Annotated in this window: 20 protein-coding genes; 8 read left to right on the forward strand and 12 right to left on the reverse strand. The window is 47.8% G+C overall.

The genetic code is table 11. The features are described 5' to 3' along the window. Positions 1-468: 468 nt before the first annotated feature. The 9 genes from mioC to C4S60_RS17840 form a co-directional block, all read right to left on the reverse strand. Positions 469-906, reverse strand: a complete 438-nt coding sequence (gene mioC, locus C4S60_RS17800) for an FMN-binding protein MioC (RefSeq protein ID WP_103881708.1) — start codon at positions 904-906, stop codon at positions 469-471. A 9-nt stretch (positions 907-915) separates the two neighbouring features. After that, positions 916-2,277, reverse strand: a complete 1,362-nt coding sequence (gene mnmE / locus C4S60_RS17805) for a tRNA uridine-5-carboxymethylaminomethyl(34) synthesis GTPase MnmE (protein WP_103881738.1) — start codon at positions 2,275-2,277, stop codon at positions 916-918. 98 nt (positions 2,278-2,375) lie between these two features. Further along, positions 2,376-3,998, reverse strand: coding sequence for a membrane protein insertase YidC (gene yidC / locus C4S60_RS17810; protein ID WP_103881709.1), 1,623 nt, complete (start codon positions 3,996-3,998; stop codon positions 2,376-2,378). Positions 3,999-4,000: 2 nt separating this feature from the next. Then, positions 4,001-4,258 (reverse strand): membrane protein insertion efficiency factor YidD, encoded by a 258-nt coding sequence (gene yidD, locus C4S60_RS17815; protein ID WP_081836355.1) that lies wholly within the window; start codon positions 4,256-4,258, stop codon positions 4,001-4,003. Continuing rightward, on the reverse strand, positions 4,225-4,581 hold the full coding sequence (gene rnpA, locus C4S60_RS17820) for a ribonuclease P protein component (RefSeq protein WP_103881710.1): 357 nt from the start codon (positions 4,579-4,581) through the stop codon (positions 4,225-4,227). The genes yidD and rnpA overlap by 34 nt, the downstream gene beginning before the upstream one ends. A 9-nt stretch (positions 4,582-4,590) precedes the next feature. After that, on the reverse strand, positions 4,591-4,728 hold the full coding sequence (gene rpmH / locus C4S60_RS17825) for a 50S ribosomal protein L34 (protein ID WP_004400210.1): 138 nt from the start codon (positions 4,726-4,728) through the stop codon (positions 4,591-4,593). Between the two features lie 222 nt (positions 4,729-4,950). Further along, the gene (locus C4S60_RS17830) at positions 4,951-5,685 is read right to left on the reverse strand and encodes an amino acid ABC transporter ATP-binding protein (protein WP_103881711.1); all 735 of its coding nucleotides are present in this window, start codon (positions 5,683-5,685) and stop codon (positions 4,951-4,953) included. Beyond that, on the reverse strand, positions 5,682-6,353 hold the full coding sequence (locus C4S60_RS17835) for an amino acid ABC transporter permease (RefSeq protein WP_103881712.1): 672 nt from the start codon (positions 6,351-6,353) through the stop codon (positions 5,682-5,684). Before C4S60_RS17835 ends, C4S60_RS17830 begins: the two co-directional genes overlap by 4 nt. A 69-nt stretch (positions 6,354-6,422) precedes the next feature. Continuing rightward, positions 6,423-7,187, reverse strand: a complete 765-nt coding sequence (locus C4S60_RS17840; RefSeq protein ID WP_103881713.1) for an amino acid ABC transporter substrate-binding protein — start codon at positions 7,185-7,187, stop codon at positions 6,423-6,425. Between the two features lie 393 nt (positions 7,188-7,580). Here C4S60_RS17840 and dnaA point away from each other — a divergent pair, with 393 nt between their 5' ends. The 5 genes from dnaA to C4S60_RS17865 all read left to right on the forward strand — a co-directional run bounded on the left by dnaA (position 7,581) and on the right by C4S60_RS17865 (position 14,622). Next, the gene (gene dnaA, locus C4S60_RS17845) at positions 7,581-8,987 is read left to right on the forward strand and encodes a chromosomal replication initiator protein DnaA (protein WP_038224178.1); all 1,407 of its coding nucleotides are present in this window, start codon (positions 7,581-7,583) and stop codon (positions 8,985-8,987) included. Positions 8,988-9,074: 87 nt separating this feature from the next. After that, complete coding sequence (gene dnaN, locus C4S60_RS17850; protein WP_103881714.1) at positions 9,075-10,175, forward strand: DNA polymerase III subunit beta; 1,101 nt, start codon at positions 9,075-9,077, stop codon at positions 10,173-10,175. Positions 10,176-10,190: 15 nt separating this feature from the next. Beyond that, positions 10,191-11,273, forward strand: a complete 1,083-nt coding sequence (recF, locus tag C4S60_RS17855) for a DNA replication/repair protein RecF (RefSeq protein ID WP_103881715.1) — start codon at positions 10,191-10,193, stop codon at positions 11,271-11,273. A 12-nt stretch (positions 11,274-11,285) separates the two neighbouring features. Continuing rightward, entirely contained in the window at positions 11,286-13,703 is a 2,418-nt protein-coding gene (gene gyrB, locus C4S60_RS17860; RefSeq protein ID WP_103881716.1) for a DNA topoisomerase (ATP-hydrolyzing) subunit B, read from the forward strand. A 484-nt stretch (positions 13,704-14,187) separates the two neighbouring features. Beyond that, the gene (locus C4S60_RS17865) at positions 14,188-14,622 is read left to right on the forward strand and encodes an Hsp20 family protein (RefSeq protein ID WP_103881739.1); all 435 of its coding nucleotides are present in this window, start codon (positions 14,188-14,190) and stop codon (positions 14,620-14,622) included. 84 nt (positions 14,623-14,706) lie between these two features. Here the strand turns inward: C4S60_RS17865 and C4S60_RS17870 are convergent, their stop codons facing one another. After that, complete coding sequence (locus tag C4S60_RS17870; protein WP_103881717.1) at positions 14,707-16,686, reverse strand: winged helix-turn-helix domain-containing protein; 1,980 nt, start codon at positions 16,684-16,686, stop codon at positions 14,707-14,709. 97 nt (positions 16,687-16,783) lie between these two features. Between C4S60_RS17870 and C4S60_RS17875 the strand changes: the two genes are divergently transcribed. Together C4S60_RS17875 and C4S60_RS17880 are read left to right on the forward strand one after the other, a co-directional pair. After that, positions 16,784-17,320 (forward strand): hypothetical protein, encoded by a 537-nt coding sequence (locus C4S60_RS17875; protein ID WP_103881718.1) that lies wholly within the window; start codon positions 16,784-16,786, stop codon positions 17,318-17,320. A 3-nt stretch (positions 17,321-17,323) separates the two neighbouring features. Then, the gene (locus C4S60_RS17880) at positions 17,324-17,683 is read left to right on the forward strand and encodes a group I truncated hemoglobin (RefSeq protein WP_103881719.1); all 360 of its coding nucleotides are present in this window, start codon (positions 17,324-17,326) and stop codon (positions 17,681-17,683) included. A gap of 52 nt (positions 17,684-17,735) precedes the next feature. Here C4S60_RS17880 and C4S60_RS17885 read toward each other — a convergent pair whose 3' ends face one another. After that, complete coding sequence (locus C4S60_RS17885; RefSeq protein ID WP_103881720.1) at positions 17,736-18,989, reverse strand: valine--pyruvate transaminase; 1,254 nt, start codon at positions 18,987-18,989, stop codon at positions 17,736-17,738. Between the two features lie 261 nt (positions 18,990-19,250). Here C4S60_RS17885 and C4S60_RS17890 point away from each other — a divergent pair, with 261 nt between their 5' ends. Then, entirely contained in the window at positions 19,251-19,607 is a 357-nt protein-coding gene (locus tag C4S60_RS17890) for a hypothetical protein (protein WP_103881721.1), read from the forward strand. Between the two features lie 51 nt (positions 19,608-19,658). On the opposite strand, the gene glyS is transcribed toward C4S60_RS17890, so the two are convergent. Then, positions 19,659-21,725 carry a glycine--tRNA ligase subunit beta gene (gene glyS / locus C4S60_RS17895; RefSeq protein ID WP_103881722.1) on the reverse strand — a complete coding sequence of 689 codons (2,067 nt, stop codon included), beginning with the start codon at positions 21,723-21,725 and terminating at the stop codon, positions 19,659-19,661. Position 21,726: the final 1 nt, after the last annotated feature.

Raw genomic sequence — 21,726 nt, forward strand, 5'->3', positions numbered from 1 at the left:
CGACCTCAGTATTCAATCGACAAATTAGACAAACCAAAAAGGAGACGTATTCTACCGCTTTTCTTAGGGTGAGAAAATCTGTTTTCACACTTTTTGGATCTAAGAAATAAGTAATATAAAGATAAGATCTATATATATGATCTTTTATTAGATCTATTATTAGGATCCACGATCTCTGTGGATAAGTCGAAAATGATCAACAAATCCATGGATCTTATTTAGATCGTTTGTTGTGATCTAGTGTTGATCTAGTGCTGTATTATCTGGGATCAAAATGGCTACTTATGCACAGGGCTGGGGTGGACGCAAACTTGTTCTTTGGATAAATATAGGTTTTTCACCGGAAAGATCATCTTTTATCCACAGTCTAGGTGGTTATTTTATGTTCAGTTGCTCGGTTTGTGCTATTAGAAGTTACTCACAGGCGTAAAAAAAGCGGCGAATGCCGCTTTGATGGTAAGGGGGATTTCACTGAAACTTAGCGATGTGCTCATTGAGCCAGCTTTCAGCGGCATCTTCAGGTACCGGGTCGTTGAGGACGTCAATTTCCAGACAGTCGGTCAGTGGGGTGGCGCCTATATCTTCCAGGAGTGCGTGCGCATGTTTACCTGCGGCGCAAAAGGTGTCGTAACTTGAGTCTCCGATGCCAATAACGGCAAACTTTACATCAGACATACGCGGCGGCGTGTTCTGTAAAGCGGCAATAAATGGCTGAATGTTATCTGGGTAATCGCCCGCACCGTGTGTCGAGGTGATCAGGAGCCAAATGCCATCGGTACCGACTTCAGACAGTTCTGGCTGATTGTGAATCGTGGTATCCAGTCCTTGCTCTACCAGCAAGTCACTAAGGTGATCACCCACATACTCCGCACCACCTAAGGTACTCCCCGTAATAATGTGAATCATTAATATTCCTTATTTACCAATACAGAAAGAAGAGAAGATTCGGCCAAGCAGATCGTCAGAACTGAACTCACCGGTAATTTCGTTCAGATGCTGCTGGGTGATGCGCAGTTCCTCTGCCAGGATTTCGCCTGCCATATAGCCTTCCAGTTGTTGCTGGCCAATATCAAGATGTTCGGCTGCTCGCTCCAGTGCATCCAGATGACGACGCCTGGCCATAAAGCCGCCCTCATTAGCGCCGGAAAAGCCCATAATGGCCTTAAGGTGTTCTCGTAAAGCAGGGACGCCTTCACCCGTGCGTGCCGACAGACGAATCAATGTCGGATCATTCACATGACAGATCCCCAGAGATTCACCCGTTTCGTCAACTTTATTGCGGATCACTGTGATGCCGATTGACGGAGGCAGGCGATCAATAAAGTCTGGCCAAATATCTTTAGGATCGGTGGCGTCAGTGGTGGTGCCATCGACCATAAACAAGACGCGGTCTGCTTGCTCAATCTCTTCCCAGGCGCGCTCAATACCAATGCGCTCCACTTCGTCAGAAGCATCACGCAGGCCAGCGGTATCAATGATGTGCAGTGGCATACCATCAATATGGATGTGCTCACGCAGAACATCACGTGTGGTCCCCGCAATATCGGTGACGATAGCCGATTCTTTGCCTGACAGCGCATTGAGCAGGCTCGATTTACCGGCATTAGGGCGTCCGGCAATGACCACCTTCATGCCTTCACGCATGATAGCACCCTGGTTGGCTTCTTTACGGACTGAGTCCAGGTTGTCGATGATTTGCTGAAGATCACCCGCGACTTTGCCATCGGCAAGAAAGTCGATTTCTTCTTCCGGGAAGTCAATGGCAGCTTCAACGTAGATCCGCAGGTGTATTAATGACTCCACCAGCACCTGAATACGCTTTGAGAACTGACCCTGCAGGGATTGAAGTGCTGATTTTGCCGCTTCTTCTGAACTGGCATCGATCAGGTCGGCAATGGCTTCAGCCTGAGTCAGGTCCATTTTATCGTTCAGGAACGCACGCTCACTAAATTCCCCTGGCCTTGCGGGGCGTACACCAGGAATGGTTAAGATGCGCTTAATTAGCATATCCATCACGACAGGACCACCATGGCCCTGAAGCTCCAGTACATCTTCGCCGGTAAAGGAGTGTGGATTTGGGAAGTAGAGTGCAATGCCTTGATCCAGCTCGCTGCCATCCTGTGCTTTAAACGCAAGATAGTCCGCATAACGTGGCTTTAATGTTTTCCCCGTCACTTGCAGTGCGACTTCTGAAGCCAGAGGTCCTGAAACGCGGATAATACCCACGCCGCCTCGGCCTGGGGCTGTAGCCTGAGCCACAATCGTATCTGTAGTCATTGTGTTGCCTAATCGCAGTACTTTAGCCAAATTGTAATCATGGTGAATGAAAAAGGCGACCATTTAGGCCGCCTTTTATTCTATTTACTCAGTTGAGACTACTTAGAATGCAGTCCTTTCTTTTCCAGCGCTTTATAGATAAGCGTTTGCTGGATAAGTGTCACGATGTTCGATACCAACCAGTATAGAACCAGACCTGATGGGAACCATAGGAAGAAGAAAGTAAACATAACCGGCATAAAGGTCATGATCTTCTGCTGCATTGGATCCGTTACCGTTGTTGGGCTCATCTTCTGGATCAGGAACATACTTGCACCCATCAATAGCGGTAGGATGTAGTATGGGTCCTGAGCCGATAAATCGTGAATCCAGCCGAAAAATGGTGAATGACGTAGCTCAACCGACTCCATCAGTGCCCAGTACAGTGCGATGAAGATAGGCATCTGTAGCAAGATTGGCAGACAGCCACCCAGTGGGTTCACTTTCTCTTTCTTGTACAGTTCCATCATTTCCTGGCTCATGCGCTGGCGGTCATCACCGATACGCTCACGCATTGCTTGCAGCTTAGGCTGTAGCATGCGCATTTTCGCCATTGAGGTGTACTGTGCTTTAGTTAGTGGGTACATCGCACCACGCACCAGGAAGGTCAGACAGATGATGGCCAGACCCCAGTTCACCACAATACCTTGGATGAACGACAGTAGCGTGTGAAGTGGTTTCGCGATAAACCATAACCAGCCGTAGTCTACAACTAGGTCTAGGTTAGGTGCGACTTCGGCCATTTCGTTTTGCAGTTTTGGACCGGCCCAAAGAGTGGCTTTCAGTGTCGCGGTTTGACCGTCGGCAATTGTTGTGTTCGGCATGCGAACACCGATATCGCCCAGGTTACCAATCACGCGAGTGTAAAGGTTCGTGCCTGGTGCTTCACGAGGGATCCATGCCGCAGCGAAGTAGTGCTGAATCATTGCTGCCCAGCCCTGACCGTCAGTCAGGTTAAGAGACAGGTTGCGATCCTGCATGTCTTCGAAGCTGTACTTTTTATAGCGAGTGTCTTGAGTTGAGTAAGCACCGCCATTGTAAGTTGGCATTGTGATGCTACCGCCTTTGTCCTGTAGGTTTTGACGAAGGTGAGCATACATACCAAACGTCGCATTCTGGCCAGAGTTGTTGTTTACATCGTATTCAACATCAATCGCGTAGTTGCCACGTTTTAGAATAAAGGTCTTAGTGTAAGTGATGCCGTTGGCTTCAAAGATCATTGGCACACGAAGTTCGTCCTGACCGTCAGCAAGAGTGAAGCTCTCAGCCGATACAGAGTATGCTGGGCGACTTGTGCTGCTCAGATCGATGCCCTGAGGGCCAACCAGGCCACTTTGTGCGATAAACTGATGACCTTGACTGTCTTTCAGTAGCTCAAACGGGTCGCTAGATTCTAACTCAGTTGCGTACTCGTTTAGGTTTGCTGTTACTACATCACCGCCAACGGTATTGATACCGAGCGTTAGTACGTCAGTTTTCACTGTAATGACTTTTTCTGATGCTGCCTGGCCTTGGCCTGGTGCAGGATCTAGTTCATCAGCGAAAGATGGCGCAGGTAGAGTACTGCTTTGCGTCTGCTGAGTCGGAACGGGTGCTGGGTTCTTATACGATTGCCATTGTTGAAACAGCAAAAAAGAAACCAAAGCCAAACCGATTAACAGAATATTACGTTGAGAATCCATCGTTATTTATCTCTGTCTTGTTTTTGGACTGGTGGTACGGGGTCAAATCCCCCTTCATTCAAAGGATGGCATTTTAATAGACGTTTGCCTGATAACCAACATCCTTTTACAAAACCGTGAGCTTTCAAGGCTTCTATAGCGTAAAGAGAACAGGTTGGGGTGAACCGACAGCGAGGTCCGATAAGAGGACTGATTATCCACCGATAGAGGTAGACGAGTCCGATAGCTAACCACGCGAAGGGCGAGACAGGCGATGCCATAACTTATCTAGAAGTTTGAACATTTCTTCATTGCTTAGAGTTTGCGCACTCTTCTTGGCAATTACAACAAAATCTTTGCTTGGAAGCTCATGTTGTTTGTTACGAAAACTTTCACGAACCAAACGCTTAAAGTGGTTTCTGGCAACAGCTGTTTTAATCTGCTTTTTAGGAACCGCTAGGCCAAGACGAGGGTGTGATAGTGTGTTCTTGCGAGCAATGATGGTGAAATGGGGGGAGCCAGCTCGATGAGCTTGCTTAAATACGTTTTGGTAATGCTCGGGAGTTAACAAGCGTAACTCCCGAATAAAGGCATGCTTTTTCAAAATAGAAGATTATTTTGAAAGGCGAGCACGGCCTTTAGCACGACGTGCGTTAATTACTTTACGACCGTTCTTAGTCGCCATGCGAGCACGGAAACCGTGAGTACGCTTGCGCTTTAGAACTGAAGGTTGAAAAGTGCGTTTAGACATGGTTATTACCTTTACTGATCAGTAGTTTTAGGTTCTCGTTGAACCCGGCGTGGGACATATTTCCCGTCTTCTTTCTCTATATAGAGATAGAGAGGAAATCCGACGCCTCTCAACAAAGAGGCGGAATTGTAATCACTGACTCGTCAAGAGTCAATAATCAGTTCAACTTCAATTCCAGCCGGCGAATTATACTTTTTGTGAGCCAGAGCGCAAGGATCATTATTAGATCCCTACCTGATTTAGAAATTTTCTAAGTTGGATATCCTGTGGATCATTGAATATCTGCTCTGGCGTCCCTTGTTCCACGATATGACCGTTAGCCATAAAGATCACTCTATCTGCGACCTCTTTAGCAAACTGCATTTCATGGGTTACAACCAGCATGGTTTGATGCTGAGTTGCGAGTTTTTTCATAAGGTTAAGTACTTCACCAACCCACTCAGGATCGAGTGCTGAAGTTGGTTCATCGAATAACAACAGCTCAGGTTGTAGCGCCATGGCTCTACCAATACCCACACGTTGTTGTTGACCACCGGAGAGGGAAGCAGGGTATTGATCCCCTTTATCTCCTAGACCGATGTCATCGAGAATTTGCTGTGCTTTTTCAAGCGCCTGGTCTTTTTTCCAGCCTTTTACGGTAATCAGGCCTTCGGCAATGTTCTGACGCGCAGTCATATGAGCAAATAGTGCGTAGTTCTGAAATACAAAGCCTGTTTTTCGGCGCAGTGCTAGTACTTCCGCTTTGCTGTGGTTCTGACAGTCTACCGCCACGTCATCCACGGTGATCTTGCCTTTATCGGCTTGCTCGAGAAAATTCACGCAGCGCAGCAGCGTTGATTTCCCGGTACCACTCGAGCCGATAATCACGATGATTTCCCCTTGCTTGATATCGATATCGATACCTTTAAGCACCTCTGTATCGCCAAACTGTTTGTGGATATTTTCCAGTTTAATCATCGTTGATACGCCTTATTCAATCTTTGCTCAGCCCACAATTGCACGCGAGTAAGCACTAACACAACACCCCAATAAATCAGAGCTACCGCTAAGAAGGCTTCAAAGAAGCGAAAACTGGATGATGCTTCCATTTGCGCCTTGGCCATGATCTCAGCTACGCCTAATGTGAATGCCAATGAGGTCGATTTGATCATGTCGATGAAATAGTTCATCAAAGACGGCAGGGCGACACGGGTTGCCTGAGGCAAAATAATCCGGCGCATTGCTTGGCTGGTGGTCATTCCGACCGATAAACTCGCTTCCATCTGGCTGCGATCGATACCGATGATGGCGGCGCGAATGCTTTCTGCCATGTAAGCGGCAAAGTGTAGGGTCAAGCCAATAACCGCGGCGCTGAACGCATTGAGACCTACCATCCATGGGAAAATTTGTGGTAGACCGTAGTAAAGTAAGAACAGCTGTACCAACAGCGGCGTGCCGCGGAAAAAACTGATGTAAAGCTGACTAAGCTGATCAAGTACTGGGATCTTGAAAACACGAATATTCGCCAAGACGACCGCAAGGATCAGTGAAAATAACAGTCCCCATACTGCCATTTCCATCGTGGTGCCAAGATACTTTAATAGTATTGGCATCAGTTCCAGCATGTATTGAAAATCAAATCCCATAACGTTACCAAACTTCTAGAAAAACAAACGCCCACTACCTAGCGTAGTGGGCGTAATAATAGTGATCACTTACTTTTTAGTGATGTCTGCGCCAAACCACTTCTCAGAGATTGTCGCTAGCGTACCATCTGCACGCATATCTGCCAGTGCTGCGTTTACTTCTTGTTGCAACTTCTGACCTTTTTCGTTGTTCACAAATGGCCAGGCATTTTCAATGGTTTCAAATGGCTGACCTGCCAGTTGCAAAGGCAGACCCGTCTTTTTGATCAGCTCAAGTGCAGACAGGCGGTCCATAACAAATGCATCAGCGCGGCCAAGAGCGACATCATGTTCAATACCTGTGTCGTAGGTTTTGATAGTGATTTTGCCGTCCTTGTCGTAGCTACGCAGCAGTTGCTCGAAGTTAGAGCCTAGGTTGACGGCGACGGTCTTACCAGCCAGGTCATCGATACCCTGAATGCTGTCATTACCTTTACGAACAGTGATCTGTGCACCATCAATTACATATGGGTCAGCAAATAGGTATTTTGCCTTACGCTCAGTGGTCATGGTGATTTGGTTGGAGATCGTATCAATACGTCCTGTTTCCAACAGACCAAACAGACCAGAGAAGTTCGCGGTGACATATTCAACTTTGTAGTCATTGCGGCGACCAATTTCGTCCCACAGGTCGACTTCAAAGCCTTGCAGTTTGTCTTGCTTTACAAACGTGAATGGAAAGTAGCGACCAGACATGCCGACTTTCACTTCTTGTGCGGTGGCAGCATATGCTGCTTGAGATACGGTTGCAGAAAGCGCTAAAGCGGTTAGAAGGCCTTTAATCCAGTTTTTCATTTTACTACTCCTTGGGTTTGTGGAGTGGGATGTTACTGGCAAACATGTCGATAAGTTAAATAACTAGTTGTTATTAACCATAACAAACTCGGGGTTGAGTGAACGCTTTTTCGACACTTGCTATTCTCGTTAGATCCAAACCGATGACAGCTTGGTCACGGATCTATACACAGGTTAGATCAAGTTGACCGTTTTGTGGGTAGATCTGTGCTTTGTGTATCTGTTTGTGAGTAAATTCAGGGCAAATTGTGCGGATCAAGCCGATTTAACCGAAAAAATTGTGAATAACTTAGATCTTATTCACTGGATCACCGATCATTTACTGGCGATCTTGGTTATCAACAGGTAAAATTACCAATCTTTTCCATTTCAAATAAATAGAGTGAGAGCACCGTGTCATCTTCGCTTTGGTTGCAATGTTCGCAACGACTACAAGAAGAGCTACCCGCTACCGAATTCAGTATGTGGGTCAGACCGCTACAAGCTGAACTAAATGACAACACCCTGACTCTATTTGCGCCAAACCGCTTTGTCTTGGACTGGGTCCGTGACCGTTACCTCAACAGTATTAATCGATTGTTGAAAGAATACTGTGGTAATGACGTGCCCAATCTCCGCTTTGAAGTGGGCAGCAAGCCTGTCTCTGCCCCTCCAGCTCCCAAGCCAGTAAAAACTGCAGCCGATGTGGCGGCTGAATCGTCTGCGCCAGCTCAGCTGCAAGCGCGTCAGCCTGTGCATAAAACCTGGGATGATGAAGCAGAAGTCTCTGATATCAATCACCGCTCAAACGTGAACATCAAGCATAAATTCAATAATTTTGTTGAAGGTAAATCAAACCAGCTTGGTCTCGCGGCGGCTCGTCAGGTAGCGGATAACCCAGGTGCGGCCTATAACCCGCTGTTCCTGTACGGCGGGACTGGTTTGGGTAAAACTCACCTTTTGCACGCAGTAGGCAACGCCATTGTCGACAACAAACCCAACGCAAAAGTGGTGTATATGCACTCTGAGCGTTTTGTTCAAGATATGGTTAAGGCACTACAAAACAATGCGATTGAAGAGTTTAAGCGCTACTATCGCAGTGTCGACGCGCTGCTTATCGATGATATTCAGTTCTTCGCCAACAAAGAGCGCTCGCAGGAAGAGTTTTTCCATACCTTTAATGCACTATTAGAAGGTAACCAGCAAATTATTCTGACCTCGGATCGTTATCCAAAAGAGATCAACGGCGTGGAAGATCGTCTGAAATCCCGTTTTGGTTGGGGTTTGACGGTCGCAATCGAGCCACCAGAGCTGGAGACGCGTGTCGCCATCTTGATGAAAAAGGCAGAGGATCACCAGATTCATCTGGCCGACGAAGTGGCATTCTTTATCGCAAAACGACTGCGTTCGAATGTGCGTGAGCTGGAAGGAGCGTTAAACCGTGTTATCGCCAATGCGAATTTCACCGGACGTCCGATTACCATCGACTTTGTCCGTGAAGCGTTGCGTGATCTGCTGGCTTTGCAGGAAAAACTGGTCACGATCGATAATATCCAGAAGACCGTTGCGGAATACTACAAGATCAAAGTGGCTGACTTATTGTCAAAACGTCGTTCTCGTTCGGTGGCTCGTCCTCGCCAGCTAGCGATGGCATTGGCGAAAGAGTTGACCAACCACAGTTTACCTGAGATTGGCGATGCTTTTGGTGGTCGTGACCACACTACGGTTCTGCATGCGTGCCGCAAGATTGCTCAGCTACGCGAAGAAAGTCATGATATAAAAGAAGACTATTCGAACTTAATTCGCACGCTTTCTTCATAATAGTGGCATAATCACTATAATTAGCATTCAAGTTATTGTATTTCGAATATAAGTGGCATGGATTGCCATCTTTACGAAGAGTTATCTATGAAATTTACTATCGAACGTCATCACCTATTGAAGCCGCTACAGCAAGTATCTGGTGCGCTGGGTGGTAGGCCTACATTACCTATTTTGGGCAATTTGCTGCTAAAAGTTGAGGAAGGGGTACTTTCTCTGACTGCCACTGACTTAGAAGTGGAGTTGGTGAGCAAAGTGACGCTCGAGAGTGAATTTGAAGCGGGCAGTGTGACGGTGCCGTCGCGTAAATTCCTTGATATCTGCCGCGGTCTACCTGACGACTCCAGCATTACGATTGTACTTGAAGGCGATCGCGTACAAGTGCGCTCTGGTCGCAGCCGTTTCTCACTGTCGACGCTTCCAGCGAGTGACTTTCCTAATATTGAAGACTGGCAGCAAGAGGTGGCGGTCACAGTGACGCAGGCTGAACTGAAGTCACTGATCGACAAAACACAGTTCTCAATGGCTAATCAGGATGTGCGTTACTATCTCAATGGCATGCTGTTTGACCTGGACCAAAACACGCTGCGCTCAGTGGCGACCGATGGTCACCGTATGGCGGTTGCCATGGTGTCGCTGGAAGGCAGCTTTGACAACAAACAGATTATTGTACCGCGAAAAGGTGTACAGGAGCTTTCTAAGCTGCTGGACGCACCAGAGCAGCCGGTCACATTGCAAATTGGCAGTTCCAATATTCGTGCTGAAGTGAATAATTTTGTGTTCACTTCTAAGCTGGTTGATGGTCGCTTCCCTGACTATCGCCGTGTTTTGCCTCAAAATACCGACAAAGTGCTGGAAGCAAACTGTGATGAACTGCGTCAGGCATTCTCCCGTGCGGCCATTTTGTCGAATGAGAAGTTTCGTGGTGTGCGAGTCAATCTCGATGCGAGTGAGATGCGCATTACCGCCAATAACCCAGAGCAAGAAGAAGCCGAAGAAATGTTGGATGTCGACTTTACAGGCGATGCTCTGGAGATCGGTTTCAACGTGTCGTATGTGCTGGATGTGCTCAATACCCTGCGTTGTGAGAAGGTTCGTCTCTCCATGTCGAACGCTAATGCCAGTGCGTTGATTGAAAATAGCGAAGATGACAGTGCCATGTATGTGGTGATGCCAATTCGTCTCTAAGTCAGGCATAACGTAATGCCGCTTACGCGCTTAATCGTACAGCAATTTCGTAATATTAAAGCCTGTGATATCGAACTATCCACAGGCTTTAACTTTATTATTGGACCTAACGGCAGTGGCAAAACCAGTTTGCTGGAGGCTATCTATTTGCTTGGCCATGGCCGCTCATTTAAGAGTTCGCTCACTGGTCGAGTGATACAAAATGACTGCCAGGAACTGTTTGTACACGGCCGTTTTTTGAACTCGGATCAATTTGAGATACCCATTGGCATTAATAAGCAGCGTGATGGCTCAACTGAGGTTAAAATAGGCGGTCAGTCTGGGCAAAAGTTGGCTCAGCTTGCCAAAGTGTTACCACTGCAACTTATCCATCCTGAGGGTTTTGAACTGCTCACTGATGGGCCTAAGTTTCGCCGTGCGTTTATCGATTGGGGTGTGTTCCACTCTGAGCCTGGTTTTTTTGAAGCCTGGGGGCGCTTTAAGCGTCTCAGTAAACAGCGTAACGCGCTACTTAAGACGGCGACCAGTTACCGAGAGCTGAGCTATTGGGATAAAGATTTAGCTCAGCTTGCAGAGCAAATCGATGGTTGGCGCCGCACTTACGTTGAGCAGATGAAAACCTTGGCTGAAGAAATGTGTCAGTCTTTTCTGCCGGAGTTTGAGATCAAACTTGGCTATTACCGTGGCTGGGAAAAAGACACGCCATATGGCGAGCTCCTTAAGCGTAACTTTGAGCGTGACCAAGGTTTGGGATACACCTTTAGTGGCCCGAACAAAGCCGATTTAAGAATTAAAGTGAACAACACCCCTGTAGAGGATGTGTTGTCTCGCGGTCAGCTAAAACTGATGATGTGTGCGTTGCGTCTTGCGCAAGGGCAGCACCTCGCTGAGTTGACCGGCAAGCAATGTATCTATTTGATAGACGACTTTGCTTCAGAATTAGATAGCCTGCGTCGTAAACGCTTAGCGGATTACTTAAAACAGACCCAGGCTCAAGTTTTTGTAAGCTCTATTACTCAAAGCCAAGTTGCCGACATGATTGACGAAAATGGCAAGATGTTTCATGTGGAACATGGCACAATAGAGCAAGGTAAATAGTGAGAGAAACTCATGTCAGAAAATTACGATTCATCGAGTATTAAGGTACTAAAGGGTCTGGATGCGGTACGTAAGCGTCCGGGAATGTACATCGGCGACACAGACGATGGAACCGGTCTACACCACATGGTTTTTGAGGTGGTTGATAACTCAATTGATGAAGCGTTAGCAGGTCACTGTAACGACATTATCGTCACTATTCATGAGGACAACTCCGTTTCTGTTAGCGATGACGGCCGTGGTATCCCAACGGAAATGCACCCAGAAGAGCAAGTGTCTGCTGCCGAAGTTATCATGACAGTACTTCACGCTGGTGGTAAGTTCGATGATAACTCATACAAGGTATCGGGTGGTCTGCATGGTGTAGGTGTTTCAGTAGTAAACGCACTGTCTAAGCAGGTGACGCTGACTATCCATCGCGGCGGTCAAGTTCATACTCAAACTTATCACCATGGTGAGCCAGAGGCGCCACTAACTGTGATTGGTGATACCGACAAAACCGGTACAGAGATCCGATTCTGGCCAAGTGAAGATACGTTCTCAAACGTAGAATTTCACTACGATATTCTTGCTAAACGTCTACGTGAACTGTCGTTCCTAAACTCGGGTGTATCGATCAAGCTTATCGATAAGCGCGAAGAAGACAAAATGGATCACTTCATGTTTGAAGGTGGTATCCAGGCGTTTGTTGAGCACCTAAATACCAACAAAACTCCAATTATTCAGAAAATCTTCCACTTTGATAACGAGCGTGATGATGGCATCACGGTTGAAGTTGCTATGCAGTGGAACGATGGCTACCAAGAAAACATTTACTGCTTTACCAACAACATTCCTCAGCGTGATGGTGGTACTCACCTTGCGGGTTTCCGTGCAGCACTGACGCGTACGCTGAACTCGTTCATGGATAAAGAGGGTTTCTCTAAGAAAGCGAAGACGGCGACATCCGGTGATGATGCTCGTGAAGGTCTGACCGCTATCGTATCGGTAAAAGTACCCGATCCGAAATTCTCAAGCCAAACCAAAGACAAGCTGGTTTCTTCTGAAGTGAAATCTGCGGTTGAATCGGCAATGGGCGAAAAGCTGTCTGAGTTCCTGGTTGAGAACCCAGGTGAAGCGAAGATTGTTTGTACCAAGATCATTGACGCCGCTCGTGCTCGTGATGCCGCGCGTAAAGCGCGTGAAATGACACGTCGTAAAGGTGCGCTAGATCTGGCTGGCCTGCCAGGCAAGCTGGCTGACTGCCAAGAGAAAGACCCAGCGCTTTCTGAACTGTACATAGTGGAGGGTGACTCTGCGGGCGGTAGTGCTAAGCAGGGTCGTAACCGTAAGAACCAAGCGATTCTTCCACTGAAAGGTAAGATCCTAAACGTTGAGAAAGCGCGTTTCGATAAGATGCTTTCTTCACAAGAAGTGGCAACGCTTATCACGGCACTTGGCTGTGGTATCGGCCGTGACGAGTACAACCCAGATAAACTGCGTTATCACAACATCATCATCATGACCGATGCGGACGTCGATGGCTCTCACATCCGTACGCTGCTGTTGACTTTCTTCTACCGTCAAATGCCAGAGCTTATCGAGCGTGGTTATGTGTACATTGCTCAGCCACCGCTTTACAAAGTGAAGAAAGGCAAGCAAGAGCAGTACATTAAAGACGAAGACGCGATGAGCCAGTATCAGGTATCTCTGGCACTGGATAATGCGGCTCTGCACGTGAACCCTGAAGCCCCAGCGCTAGCAGGAGAGGCATTAGAGAAGTTAGTGCAGCAATTCAACGGTGCTGTGAAGATTGCAAATCGTATGGCTCGTCGTTACCCACACGCGCTAGTGAGTGAATTCATGTACACGCCACGCCTAACGGCTGAGCAGTGCAACGATACCACGGCTGTCGAAGCATGGACTAAGCAGCTAATCGAGCAGCTAAACGCGAAAGAAGTCGGCGCGAGCCAGTACAGCTTCGAAGTAGAGCAGCACGCTGAGCTTGGTGTTAACCTACCAAAAGTGATCGTGCGTACTCACGGTGTGACACATGAGCACGTGCTGAGTATTGACCTGCTGAACTCGAAAGAATACGGCAAACTAGCCGCTCTGTCTGAAGCGTTAGAAGGTCTGATTGAAGAGGGCGCTTACGTGAAACGTGGTGAGCGTACTCAACCTGTGAGCCATTTTGAAGATGCGCTTAACTGGCTAATCAAAGAGTCGCGTCGTGGTTTGAGTCTGCAGCGCTACAAAGGTCTAGGTGAGATGAACCCAGACCAGCTTTGGGAAACCACAATGGACCCAGAAACTCGTCGCATGATGCAAGTAACGATTGAAGATGCGGTTGGTGCAGACCAGCTGTTTACAACGCTAATGGGTGACCAGGTTGAGCCTCGTCGTAACTTCATTGAAGAGAACGCACTTAAAGTAGCCAACCTGGACGTTTAGATTGCTTTCTCTTCGCTAGGTGAACTGATTTCTGCGTCGAAGGTGCTCATTTATGCCTATAAACTGTGCGCCTTCTCCTTGGACTAAGCTCTCCCAGCTTCGATAAAACAATCTAAAGATACGAAAAGACTGTCTCCGATGACGGTCTTTTTTGTTTTTAACTCTATGAAAAGTAACTGTTATAAAAATAATTTAAGAAAATTCCTTGAAAGCGATTTTCGCCATCCCTATATCTAGTTATGAAGAGGGCGCTGTCTTGCTCAAGAGAGAAGAAACAGACCTTTTAAACGCCTGCAAAGTATCGCTCAGTGGAGGATAACTTTAACGGCACACTTAAAAAACTTGATTTGTTGCTACGTCCCCGAACAGCAAGGCTGTCAGTGGAGTGGTGAATGAATCCCTTAGTCGCCACGGCACCTGTTTATAGACTTGGTGCTTGTGAATACTCACGGCTAAGACTATTGCTTACTATGAGGATAGCATGATGAGAACTGTAGATTTCACTCCTTTATACCGCAACGCAATTGGCTTCGATCGTCTATTTAACATGATGGAAGCGAACTCAGCGAAAAACTCTTCTGGCGGTTACCCTCCATACAACATCGAACAACAAGACGAGAACCACTTCCGCATTACTATGGCTGTGGCTGGCTTTGCTGAAGACCAACTCGATCTGACTCAAAAAGAGAACATGCTGATTGTTAAAGGTGAGCGTAAAGCTGAAGAAGGCAAAAGCTACGTGTATCAAGGCATCGCAGAGCGCGATTTTGAGCGTAAGTTCCAGTTAGCAGATTACGTGAAAGTCGTCGGTGCGAGCATGGAAAATGGCTTGCTGCACATTGACCTTGAACGCGAGATCCCAGAAGCGATGCAGCCACGTAAGATTGAGATTGGTGGTAACAAGCTCATCGAAGGCTAACCAGCGAGTCATAAAGAGTGAAAGAGCGCACTGAGTCTGAAAAGGCGGCGCTCTTTTTTTATTCCTGTTTACGCATGACTCAGGCTAGCGGTCATGCTCACTGTCGGTAAAGCGATACCCTGTCCCCCTGACGGACTGTATCAATTTAGCTTTGGATTTCATTTTTTTACGCAGTGACAAAATGATGGTATCCACAACATTACTGGCGCCATCGTATTCTATCCCCCAGACCTGACTGAGCAGTGACTTACGTGATATGGCGGAGCCTTTGTTCTCGACCAACATGTACAGCGTACCAAATTCGAGCGGTGTGAGGTCGGTGATGGTGGCTCCGAAGCGAAGCTGTTTGGCGGCAGTGTCAAACCACTCAGGAAATGGTGTGGAGGATTGAGCATCTTCAATTTCCCGGATTAGATGGGAAGCGATCCACCCTGTGACCGATCCCGGACCCATATCGAGCATCGCGCTGTAATAGTCGCGTGTCCCCAGTGTCTGACTCTGTTCCAGTACCTGAAAGCCGAGTTGAGAGGCGACCGTTGCGTAGGGTTTGAGATCATTGAGTGTCAGATACACCCGATGCAGCTTTGGATTTAATTCCAGATACGTGCGCTTGATATCCAGCCAGCAAGCTGCCTGAACAGCACTGAGTGATTCACCGTCCTGCATGGATAACCAGCGTCGAATAAAAATGTGTTCATGGTCATTTTGCAATGAGGTAGTGTCAGACAGATGCGTCAGCCAATAGCGGGTCAGGGGATCCTGATATAACTGTTCGATGGGGATCTGTTTGGATTTCAACAGGCAGTAAAAGCCAACAATCGCGCCGGACGCATCTTTGACACAGTGAAACGCTTGTGTCTGTTTGTGCCACCATCGCTGATATACCTCTAAGGCCTCTGGTTCATGTTGCTTGATGATCGCCATCAACGCATTTTCATCGGATGGAATGGCAGGTTCGACACTGAACGCGCGCTTATCAAAGGGGGGGAAGAAAGCATCTCTAATCACCCGGTTTTCAATGAGGTAGAGTAAGTCAGCGGTAAAACGCCACATCTGCCCGTACGTGGCACTTTGAAACTCTGACATAAGCCATTGGCTGGCGCGATGGCGGTAGATTCGGTATTTATCCGGAGAGTGGATCTTCATTTCTGAACTGAGCGCGTTTCTTAACGTCTCGTGCAGCGAGCAGCCGTCTTCATGAATTTCAATCACGTCCAGTTGCGTCAGTGTTTGATACAACCAGCCGCTTTGAGCTGCTTGCACATCGAGCATGGTGCTCAGCAATGGCTCGGTGATGCGACGGACGACTGAACTGGCATAGAGCGCGTTGGTTAAGTCAGGATCTTGAATATCTTCGATGAAGTACTGCACCAGTGTATGAATGATCTGGCTTGGGGGGGCGACGTGGAGTGAGCGGGTGGGCTGCTCCAGAATGGCATTGCTTGCTAGCCGTAACGCCAGTGGGTGCCCTTGGGCAAAATGGTTAATTGCATTGGCGGTATCCGCATCATGCCCGCGGCCACAGAGATACCGAACAGCGATGTCAGTGGCCAAACCGGTTAATTTTAGACCTTGATAGCTCATGCCGCTTGGTGGGCTGAATATCCATTGATTGTCTGGCGGCAATCGCCCACAAAAAATGAGTTTTAGGTGTTTGTCGGCGCAAGGTAGGAACTCCAGTCGAAGCCAGCTCTCCAGTAAGTTCAGTGACTCAAACTGATCCAGGACGATGACATCAATACCCGCATTATTTAAACCTGCTAATGCTTGCGAAATGGAGTCCGTCGTCTGTTCAGTATGTGTCTGGCGGGCAATCTCATGTAAAAAGGCCCTTGGTGTGGGTTCAATCAGACGACAGTCAAGCCGGATACAGCGATTGATATGCTGATCAAACCAGGTATTGATTAAGGTCGTTTTTCCGATGCCTGCAATGCCATGTACACCGATGATGTCGGGTCCGAAAGGCTTGAGTAGAGAGGATAAGGTTGCCAGTTCCTGACGACGGCTCTGTTTAATTGTCACAGAGTCGGAACAAGGCGCCGATGTGTGGTGCAGGTTACTCATCCTTTCCCCATGCAATCTTCATCAAGATCCCATAATTATAGTCGAGTTCAGTTACTATCTTTATGGATGTTGTAGTACTGATTGTGTGGGAGGAATTATGACTTCAACATCTGGTTATATTCTGGTGGGATTGCTAGCGGTAACATGTTCTGCATTGGCTGAGAGCGCCAAGGTAGAACGAGCGCAAAGTGCAGCGCATTCCGACCTGAGTCAAAAAGCGACTATTCTTGATATGGATGGCAGTGTGCTGCAGTCGGGCAATGAATATTGGCATTGTTATCCGGGCGTACCCGTGATACCCGGTGATCAACATCCGATGTGTGTTGACTCTGTATGGTCACAGTTGCTGAGTGCAGCGGCCAAAGGCGAACCCTTCGAAACGGATAGAATTGGCATTTCCTATATGATGCAGGGGGACGCTTACGTCAGTAACAGCAATCCCGCGGCAACCGATCCTAACAACGGTGATGTCTGGGTCAAAGAAGGACCACATTTGATGATCGTCGTGCCCAAAGCGCTTCTGAAAGGGATAAGCGATGACCCTTTTAACGGCGGGCCTTACGTCATGTGGAAAGACACACCTTATGCTCACATTATGGTGCCTGTAGCCAACAAAGCACCGGAAGGAGACTGAACCATGGCTGATACGTTATATGACAGACTGGGTGGCACTGAAACGATAACCCAAATCTCGGCAGACATCGTTGACTTACATCTTAGCAACCCTCTGATTGCACCAAGATTTGCTCAATCTGACACTACCCGTTTAAAGAAAGTCGTCTCGGAATTTTTCATCACCGGTACGGGGGGACCCAATTTGTACACCGGTAAAGACATGCGCTCTGTGCATCAGGGGATGAATATTTCTGCCATTGAGTTCGTCGCGGTTCTTGACGATGCGTTGGCTGCGATGAATAAAAATGGCATAGCTCAAAGAGAGCAGGAGGAAGTGCTGTTCATTCTCTACAGTATGCGTGCCGATATTATCTTGGTTTAATCTGTTGATGATCGGCGTGAAGGCCGATCATCATGATTACGTAACCGAGACGTTACGATGACTGTTGGTAGGCTTTGGCGACTTCTTCGGCAATAATGGCGATACCTTGCTGCATCTTGTCGTCGTCTTGAACGTAGTTCATGCGCAGGCATTGGTGCGCATGATCCCATTCATCTTCCTGGCCAATGAAAAAATATTCACCCGGTACAATTAACACCCCACGGGCTTTCAGTCGCTGGTAGAGTTCCATTGTAGTTATGGGCAATTCATCAAACCATAACCACAGGAATATTGCGCCTTCCGGTTTGTGGATTCGAAATCTTGAGTCGGTGATGGCTGATTGAAGCAACTCGACCGCACGTTGAGACTTTTGTTGGTAAAAAGGTTTAATGACATTTGAGCTTAGCTCTAGAATATCGCCTTTTTCGATCATATGGTTAGCAAGTGCTGGGCCAAAACTGCCCGGCGCCAGACTAATGATGCCATTCATGTTCGTCATCGCCTGAGTGATCTCTTCACTGGCAATTACAATGCCGCAGCGCAATCCCGGCAATCCCAACTTAGACAGGCTCATACAGAGAATCGTATTGTCATTCCAGAATGGCGCAACATCTTCAAAGATAATATTCGGGAAAGGCAAGCCGTAGGCATTGTCGATAATCAGTGGGATATTGTTGGCTCGGGCCAACTGATCCAGTTTATGAATTTCCTCGTCGGTCAGTACATTACCCGTCGGGTTTGTCGGACGTGAAGCGCAGATAGCAGCAACGCTGTCATCAATTTTCAGGTGTTCGAAGTCTACATGGTATTTAAACAACCCACCGTCTAATAACTCGATCTCTGGCTGGTAGGAAACGAAGATGTCTTCATCGATTCCCGCATCACCGTAGCCGATGTACTCCGGTGCGATGGGCAGCAGGATTTTCTTGTGTGAGCCATCGGTCTGCTTTCCAGCTAACAGATTGAACAGATAAAAGAAACCACTTTGACTGCCGTTGGTCAGACTGATGTTTTTCTCGGTGATCGACCAACCATAGGAATCTCTTAACAACTGGGCCAGAGCCTTAACAAAGGCATCCTTTCCCTGTGGGCCATCATAGTTGGTCATAGCGGCGACCAGGTCACCGCTTGCGAGCATATCCTCACTGGCCTGACGAAAATAATCGAGCATTGCCGGAATGGCAGCAGGATTGCCACCGCCGAGCATGATGGCACCAGGCGTGCGCAGACCATCATTAAGGTCGTCCATCAATTGGGTAATGCCGGAATAACGATTGAATTTTTCACCAAACTTCGAGAATTGCATTGTTGTATTTACCTAGATATTAGAATTCGCTGTGAGTACGCAGTCAGAGAATGCCTGAGCTAACCCAGTATTCTGAACATACCTTATTGTTTTCGTAACGCAAGAAACAATTCCATGTGTCGCCAAAAACGCGCTTAGTTATAAGTTTATCAGCTGTGGGTGGTGATTTTTCCTGCTGTGGCAAGTTATTGATTTTTGGTGGTATTGGCTGGTGGCAAAACAAAGTAGTATGCGTAAGTAAATTTATAAAATGGAGTTTGTATGGTTAGGTTACTGAAAATCATGATGATGGCTGTAGTGTTGACGGCCTGTAGTGGCACGTTTGAGCAACTCAGCAGCCCAACGGCGAGTCGCCTGGATATTGAACGGGCCAGAGAAAACCTGGCACATATCGATCAACTGACGGTGACCGATGAGGGGTACATCACTTACTACCAAACTTTGCCTCATGGGTACAAGTGGCGCACTTCGGTCATCAAACAGAACAGCTATACCTGGTCTTGCGAAACTATGTACTATCTGTTGCTCAAGGGATTTGTCATTAAAATGGGCTATAAAGGCAAAGGCGGGCGAGAAGAGCACTTTGATCTGGCCAAGTGCAATGCCCTGTCGTCATAGGTCAAAAAAAAGGAAGCTCAACAGCTTCCTTTTTTCGTTTACGGCGAACCGTTATTTTTGCAGTAGCGAGATGTCCGCAATCTGCAAGAACAGGTTACGCAGGTTGTTCAGCAGCGTCAGACGGTTTTTCTTCAGCGCTTCGTCATCCACCATAACCATTACGTTATCGAAGAATGCATCAACTGGCTCACGCAGGTCAGCAAGTTTGCTTAGCGCTTCTTGATAGTTGCCGGTTGCGAATGCTGGCTCAAGTGCTTCTGTCATCACTTCAACGTTCTCAGCTAGCGTCTTCTCCGCATCTTCTTGCAGAAGAGCAAGATCAATCTCAGCCGCCAGTTCACCGTCGAATTTCGCTAAGATGTTACCAACACGCTTGTTGGCTGCAGCGAGCGCTTCTGCTGCTTCTAGCTCACGGAAGTGAGATACCGCTTTAACGCGTTGGTCGAAGTCAGCGGGTTTAGTCGGACGACGTGCTAGTACCGCTTGGATGATATCTACACTGAAGCCTTCGTCTTTGTACCATGCGTTAAAGCGGCCTAGCATAAAGTCGATCACGTCTTGCTCTACGTTGTCGTTGGTGAGCTTAGTACCAAACTGGATTTTCGCTTCACGAATAAGGTTGACAAGATCCAGGTTATAGCCGTTTTCCACGATGATACGCAGCACACCCAGAGAGGCACGACGAAGTGCAAACGGGTCCGAACCTTTTGGTGCCTGGCCAATGCCAAAGATACCGACGATGGTGTCGAGTTTGTCTGCCATAGCAACGGCAGAAGAAATGCCAGTACTTGGCAGGTCATCACCAGCAAAGCGAGGCATGTATTGCTCGTAAAGTGCCAGAGCAACTTGCTCATCTTCACCATCGTGCGTCGCGTAGTGCATACCCATCACACCCTGAGTATCGGTAAATTCGAATACCATAGAGGTCATCAGGTCGCATTTTGCCAACAGGCCTGCACGTGTCGCTTTATCAACGTCAGCATCAATCAGCTTAGCGATGTAACCAGACAGGGCGGTGATGCGATCGGTTTTGTCTTTGATAGTACCAAGCTGCTTCTGGAATACCGCTTGTTCTAGCTCTGGAAGACGGTCGATAAGCGGGCGCTTACGGTCCGTGTTAAAGAAGAATTCTGCATCCGCCAGACGTGGACGTACTACCTTTTCGTTCCCTTCGATAACGTGGCGAGGCTCTTTTGACTCGATGTTAGAGACGAAGATGAAGTTTGGTAGCAGCTTGTTGTTTTCGTCATAAACTGGGAAGTACTTCTGGTCACCTTTCATGGTGTAAACCAAAGCCTCAGAAGGTACTTTTAGGAACTCTTCTTCGAACTTCGCCGTCAGAACAACTGGCCATTCAACCAGAGACGTGACTTCTTCAACCAGGTCATCTTCTAGGTCAGCCACGCCGCCAACAGCAGCCGCAGCTTTTTGAGAATCCGCCAGGATGATAGCTTTACGCGCTTCGTAATCGGCCATGACTTTACCGCGCTCTTCTAGGATCGCTGGGTACTGCTCGGCAGAATCGATGGTGAACTCTTGCTCACCCATGAAGCGGTGACCACGGATAGTGCGGTCTGATGCCACGCCCAGGATTTCGCCTTCAATAAGGTCAGAGCCCATTAGCATCGTCAGCGTCTTAACAGGACGGATAAATTGAGTCGTCTTGTCACCCCAACGCATTGGCTTAGCGATTGGTAGGTTGGCGAGTGCTTTTGCTGCTAGGTCGACAACGATTTCAGTCGTTGCCTGGCCTTTGACTTCTTGTTTGAACAATAGCCATTCGCCTTTGTCTGTTTTTAGACGGTCTGCCTGATCAACGGTGATGCCGTTGCCACGAGCCCAGCCTTGCGCGGCTTTGGTCGCGTTGCCGTCAGCATCGAATGCCACAGAAACTGCCGGACCACGCTTTTCAACCACTTTGTCTGCCTGGCCTTCTGCAAGACCAGCGACTTTAAGCGCTAGACGACGAGGCGCGGCGTACCATTTCACACCTTCGTGTGCGAGGTTAGCACCTTTAAGCTCTGCTTCGAAGTTGGCTGCGAAAGCTTCTGCTAGAGTACGAAGCTGCGTTGGTGGTAGCTCTTCAGTACCCAGTTCAATTAGAAATTCTTTTGCCATG

The organism is Vibrio hangzhouensis (assembly GCF_900107935.1).
GTDB lineage: Bacteria > Pseudomonadota > Gammaproteobacteria > Enterobacterales > Vibrionaceae > Vibrio > Vibrio hangzhouensis.